This window comes from Neoaquamicrobium sediminum (genome assembly GCF_040970315.1).
In the GTDB taxonomy this organism is placed as follows: Bacteria; Pseudomonadota; Alphaproteobacteria; order Rhizobiales; family Rhizobiaceae; genus Aerobium; species Aerobium sediminum.
Genome location: NZ_JAZHFV010000029.1, coordinates 1 through 5,516, shown reverse-complemented (window position 1 = coordinate 5,516; position 5,516 = coordinate 1). Strand labels below are relative to the sequence as shown.

The following is a 5,516-nucleotide window of genomic DNA, read 5'->3' as shown; positions in this document are numbered from 1 at the left end:
CTCTGGTCGGGCTACGCCCTCCCGACGTTCCCCGCTCGCAGCAGCGCCAGTGGCCTGGTTTTGCGCCGCCCAATGGCCGGTTTTTGCTCCGCCGTTGACATCCCTTGCCCGGGAGGAGCGGACGACGATGGTTCTCGAACGCCTAGAAGGCGTTCATTTTGAAGCAGGGAGCGGACCGAATCCAGGTCGCGGAGGTTTGCCGTCGGGCTGGGATCAGCCAGGCGACCTACCTCAACTGGAAAAAGAAACGGGGCGGGCTGCGGCCGATCAGGATGAACCGGCTCAAGCAGGTCGAGGACGACAGCACGCTCAGGACCCTGGTCGCCGACCTCTCCCTCGACAAGGAGATGCTGCGGGACGTGATCCGCCAAAAACGGAATGAGAGCAGAATACGGCCAGGGCTCAAATCGACGATGGACGAACGTTCAGGGGCATGTCACGGACCCTAGAGGAGATGGCAACCCCCCACTATTTACATTTTCTCGCCGCCTAACTTGCTCGCGTGGATCACCCAATCGGTGAATTGATCCTCGTCGAAGGGCTTATCTTTGTAAATGTTGAGGTACCGAACTTTTCCATGTTTCGAGGACTCTGGCGGCATGGGTTCAAGCTTCGTTCCTTCGAGGAACGTCACTTTCACATACCTTGTGAAACAGTGGAAACTCAGGAACCAAACATCCTTTTCAGTTCCATAGAAAGGCGAGTTCCATTTCACTCCTTTTTGCACGTCGGGTACGGCCTTCTCGATGAGCCTATCAAGCTTGCGTCCAATATCCCGCTTCCAATCGGGCATGGCCTCGATGTATGCCTCCACAGGCTCATTGCCGTAGCCTTTTGGTATCTGTGGATTGCCGCCAGAGAGCAGCTTCGGTTTCGCATTCTTGCTCATGTTCTCAACCTAACGTATTCTCTGCCCCTCGTCCGCACACCGAGGAACTTGCCGCCAGTTGCGCGCGCGGGTGCAGCTCACGCACCTTCCCACCAATCGTCAATTGGCACTCGGGTTCCTGAGGCGACGATTGGATCGCAGCAAAGCGGGTTATGAGTAGGTTAAAGGCCATTGAGCGCTGATCGCAAGAAGTGCGTGGTAGTACCCACGCCGTCTTGGCAACAGACGCTACTGCATGCCTACAGTTGCATCCCTCCCCGCCGATACGTGGCGATGGACGCCCCACCCCTTGGCGCATGCACTGCGCTCCCACGAAACTCAAGGCTATTCATATCTGCTCGTTTTCTCTTCCAACCTGTTCGCTGCTAAGCCTCCCTTCACCTCGGCACTACTCAATGTCATAAGCGTCTGGCTGTTCCTCTGAAATGCAGCCGCTTTGTGCTATCGGCCCTTCTCGTGCTCTCGGCAACCCTTCCCTGGATCGGCATGGTGCAACGCAGCTTCCGATCCTTTCGCCTGTTTAATCCTCGCCCTCCAGCGCATCGCTGACGACTGACCAAACCGAGAGTTCGACCAACTCACCTCGTTCAACCATCACGATAGCTGAACGGTCGCGGTGGTACGATTACAATGCGTTGGAGGTTAAGGGTGCTTGCAAAACCTCTTTAGCGCCTCGGCGACGCAGACGCGGAGATCGAGCCGATGTCATGAAACATGCAGCGCTCAAAATTCACTCACTGCGCGCTCAAAGCGAATGATGAGAGCCTTCGTTTCGTTGTTTGCGGAAGCACAAAGAATGCGAGCGGAGCGTTCGGTAGGTTCAGGTTATCAACAAACGGGTCAACAAGGGCAAGTGTCATGACCATCCGCAAGAGCCTTCTCGCAACCGCAGCCGTCGTCGGCCTGATGATGGCGGGCGCCGCCGGTGTTCTCCCGGCCTTCGCAGACGGGGATCATCAGCATATCGCCGAACTCGGCACCGCGGAGGCGCCGCTCGACATTATCCGTCAGGCGACCGACCTTCCCGGCACTATCGGAGAGCGGGGCCCGCAGACGGTCAAGGTTGGCCTCGAAACTGTCGAGGTCATGGGTAAACTCGCCGACGGCACGGCCTACCACTACTGGACATTCAACCGGAAGGTCCCGGGTCCACTGGTTAGGGTTCGCGTCGGCGATAGCGTTGAGGTCACGCTCAAGAACCATCAAGACAGCGGGGCGATGCATAATGTCGACTTCCATGCGGTCACCGGTCTGCATGGCGGTGGCCATGCGACGCTCGCGGCCCCCGGCGAAGAGAAGGGCTTCACGTTCAAGGCGCTGAATCCTGGCCTTTACGTCTATCACTGCGCCGTCGGGCCGGCCGCTCAGCACATTGCGAACGGCATGTACGGCCTGATCCTAGTCGAACCCGAAGGCGGCCTGCCTCCCGTCGATCATGAGTTCTATGTCATGCAGGGAGAGCTCTACACCGAGGAAGCCTATGGCGAGCAGGGTCAGCTGACGGAGAGCTACCAGAAGCTGATCGACGAGCAGCCGGAATACTACGTCTTCAACGGGGCCGACCAGGCGCTGACCGGAGACAACGCCCTGAAGGCGAAGGTCGGCGAGACGGTGCGCATCTACTTCGGGGTCGGCGGCCCGAACAAGACTTCGAGCTTCCACGTCATCGGCGAGATCTTCGACAAGGTCTACAACCTCGGCTCCTTGACCGGCGAACCGTTGCCGGACGTGCAGACGATCAGCGTTCCCCCGGGCGGCGCCGCGGCGGTGGACTTCAAGGTCGAGGTGCCTGGCGAATACCTTCTGGTTGACCACGCGCTGTCGAGGGCGATGAGAGGTCTCGTGGGCAAGCTGGAAGTGGAAGGGCCTGAGCAACCTGACATCTACCGCGAAGGCATAGACGAGAAGGTCGGCATGGTTTTCGAATAGCAATCGCAGATTTCATTGGGTCGTCGGGTAGCCGACGGCCCAAATCTGTTTCTCAGGGACAAGAAACCATGCCCTCCAATCTTAGTGACCCGACGGCGGCACACTCGATGATCGCGGAAGTGAGAATAGCGCTCCTCGGAGCGGGCCTCGATTGCGAATGCGAAGAGAAGGCGAAGCAGGCTCTCGACCGCCTTTCGGCCTTCGGTGCCTATGCGCATGCGGATGAACGGCTGGAGAAGTCCCGACGCCAAAGAGAGGCCATTCGGAGGCTGCTCCCATTCCTTACTGAACTTGACGAACTGACATCTCAAGAGCCGGATCTTTCAGCGTTGGAGGAAGCCGCAGTCCTGTTCGATGAAGTCGCGGCGGCGGCCCACTCCGGCGCGACCGCCCTGAGGGACGCCCACGAGCGGTTGCAGGCGGCGCAGCAGGAGAGGCCGCTGTGACCGCAAGGGCAGTTCGCCAGGACAGGTCAACCCCGCGCGCCGCGATGGCTCGTGGCGACAAGACACGCGATGGCCGGGGACGCGTGCGATCGATGCCCGCCATCCTGCATTACGGATTCCGCCCGTTCTTCTTCCTGGGCGCCCTCCATGCGACGATCGCATTGCCGATCTGGCTCTGGATGTCCGTGTCGGGAGTCGTTATGGGCGGTCCGTTCCAGGCAATGGCGTGGCATGCCCACGAGATGATTTTCGGTTATCTCGGCGCGGTGATCGCCGGCTTTGTTCTGACTGCAGTGCCGAACTGGACCGGCAGACTTCCGCTCAGCGGCCTGCCACTGTTGGGCCTCGTATCACTCTGGCTGCTTGGCCGCATCGCCTGTGCGTTCGTCCCCTCGCCGGAAGTCGCAATGACGCTGGATCTGGCATTTCCGATCGTACTTGCCGCCTCGGTATGGCGGGAGGTCGCGGCCGGTCGCAACTGGCGTAATGCTCCCGTAGCGGGAATGCTGACTCTGTTCGCCGTCGGCAATCTCGCGCATCACCTTGAGGGCATGGCCATATTGCCTGAGGGATATGCGATCCGCATTGCTCTCGGGACGGTCGCGATGCTGATCGCACTGATCGGCGGTCGCATCGTGCCGAGCTTCACACGCAACTGGCTGGTCAAGCAGGGCGGAACGAGCCTTCCGGCGCATTTTGGCATCCTTGACAAGGCGGCACTCGCCAGCACTGTTCTGGCCGTGATGGGCTGGATGTTTGCCGCAGGTGCGTCACTCTCGGGTTGGTTGTTGGTGACTTCGGGCACTCTGCTCGCAGTCCGCGTCGCTCGTTGGCAGGGCTGGCAAACCTGGCGCGAACCTATCGTGCTTGTGCTTCATCTCGGCTACGCGTGGCTGGCTGTCTCGATGCTGCTGCTCGGCCTCTCGACGGTGACGGACTTCGTTCCGGCGAGCGCTGCCCTGCATGCCCTCACCGCGGGTGCGATCGGTACCATGACGCTCACAGTGATGACCCGCGCGAGCCTTGGTCATACAGGCCGGGAGATCAAGGCGGACTTGTGGACCCGTGCGATCTATGTCGCTGTCACAGTCGGAGCCTTGCTGCGTGTCGCAGCGCCTTTTGCGGCCGACACCTACCTCACGCTGCTGATGGCCGGCGGGATTCTCTGGGCATTCGCTTTCGCGCTGTTTGCTGTCCGGTACGCTCCTATCCTTTGGAGACATCGGAAATGAGGAACGTCGTGAATGTTCTGCGCTCCAGAATACCGATTGGTCCCAAGAAGATGAAGGGTGTCTCACCGATACAGCACTCCTTCCATGAAGACGTCGCGGCGATCCTGCTGGGCACGTCCTTCGTCGCCTTGGGAACCAAGATGTTCGCCGACGCACATCTGGTCACCGGAGGGGTCGCCGGAGTAGCGCTCCTTCTCCAGCATTCATGGGCGATTCCGTTCTGGGCCGCCTTTTTCGCCGTTAACCTTCCGTTCTACCTCCTGGCTTGGAAGAGGTTGGGGCCGGCTGTGGCTCTGAGGACGCTCCTGGCCGTCAGCCTGGTAAGTGTCCTGGCAGGCGCGATCCATTCGTGGATCGAATTCTCTCACCTCGACACCGGCTTCGCAGCGATCGCAGGCGGCGGGCTCTGCGGCGTTGGACTGCTCATTCTATTTCGGCATCGGACTGGACTTGGCGGCTTCAACCTCCTGGCGATGTACCTCCAGGACACGGTCGGCATCCGTGCTGGATACGTGCAGATGACCCTCGACTTAGCGGTGCTTGCAGGCGCTTTCCTCCAGCTGGGTTCGGGAGAATTCCTACTTTCGGTGATTGGAGCGGTAGTCCTCAATCTAGTTTTAGCAATGAACCATCGGTCTGATCGATACGTGGTCGCGCGCTGAATGCGGCGATGGCTGATCGTACCGCACGAGGCAATAGCGACGTTGACCGGTAATCGGAAGGAGGCGACAATGTTGGCCGCGCACGAGCCGCAGGATACACCTGCTGTGGGGGCAGATTCGCAGGAACCGAGCACAAGAACATTCGTTAGCGATATGTGCCGCCGCGGCCTCCTGGACGTGGCGGCATCTATTAACGTTGAGGAGGAATTACACGTGAACCGATTTACAGTACTTGCCGTGGCTGCCAGCATTTGGGGTCTTAGAGTCGGTTTCGAAACTCATGACTGGCGCGCCAGTCGCCTCACGAGGAGCATGACGGAAGCGGCGTAGAGGAAGGTTGCTGCTGAATTGATGGTGG

The 5,516-nt window shown here is 59.8% G+C and carries 5 protein-coding genes and 1 pseudogene; 5 read left to right on the top strand and 1 reads right to left on the bottom strand.

Going from position 1 to position 5,516, the window contains the following annotated elements:
- Window positions 1-155 precede the first annotated feature (155 nt).
- Window positions 156-407: pseudogene (locus tag V1479_RS26080) on the top strand (transposase); the annotation flags it as partial.
- Window positions 408-472: 65 nt separating this feature from the next.
- On the opposite strand, the gene V1479_RS26075 reads toward V1479_RS26080, so the two are convergent.
- On the bottom strand, window positions 473-889 hold the full coding sequence (locus V1479_RS26075; protein WP_173193941.1) for a DUF1801 domain-containing protein: 417 nt from the start codon (window positions 887-889) through the stop codon (window positions 473-475).
- An 858-nt stretch (window positions 890-1,747) separates the two neighbouring features.
- Between V1479_RS26075 and nirK the strand changes: the two genes are divergently transcribed.
- From nirK to V1479_RS26055, 4 genes are all read left to right on the top strand, one after another.
- Window positions 1,748-2,818, top strand: coding sequence for a copper-containing nitrite reductase (gene nirK / locus V1479_RS26070; RefSeq protein WP_368805374.1), 1,071 nt, complete (start codon window positions 1,748-1,750; stop codon window positions 2,816-2,818).
- A 68-nt stretch (window positions 2,819-2,886) separates the two neighbouring features.
- Entirely contained in the window at window positions 2,887-3,264 is a 378-nt protein-coding gene (locus tag V1479_RS26065; protein ID WP_173193939.1) for a hypothetical protein, read from the top strand.
- Entirely contained in the window at window positions 3,261-4,496 is a 1,236-nt protein-coding gene (locus tag V1479_RS26060; protein ID WP_368805373.1) for an NnrS family protein, read from the top strand. Before V1479_RS26065 ends, V1479_RS26060 begins: the two co-directional genes overlap by 4 nt.
- Complete coding sequence (locus V1479_RS26055; RefSeq protein WP_368805372.1) at window positions 4,493-5,158, top strand: YitT family protein; 666 nt, start codon at window positions 4,493-4,495, stop codon at window positions 5,156-5,158. Before V1479_RS26060 ends, V1479_RS26055 begins: the two co-directional genes overlap by 4 nt.
- Window positions 5,159-5,516 lie beyond the last annotated feature (358 nt).

Excerpts from the sequence above, each read along its gene's own strand:
- V1479_RS26075 (WP_173193941.1), bottom strand. The coding sequence starts at position 889 with ATGAGCAAGAATGCGAAACCGAAGCTGCTCTCTGGCGGCAATCCACAG.
- nirK (WP_368805374.1), top strand. The coding sequence starts at position 1,748 with ATGACCATCCGCAAGAGCCTTCTCGCAACCGCAGCCGTCGTCGGCCTG.
- V1479_RS26065 (WP_173193939.1), top strand. The coding sequence starts at position 2,887 with ATGCCCTCCAATCTTAGTGACCCGACGGCGGCACACTCGATGATCGCG.
- V1479_RS26055 (WP_368805372.1), top strand. The coding sequence starts at position 4,493 with ATGAGGAACGTCGTGAATGTTCTGCGCTCCAGAATACCGATTGGTCCC.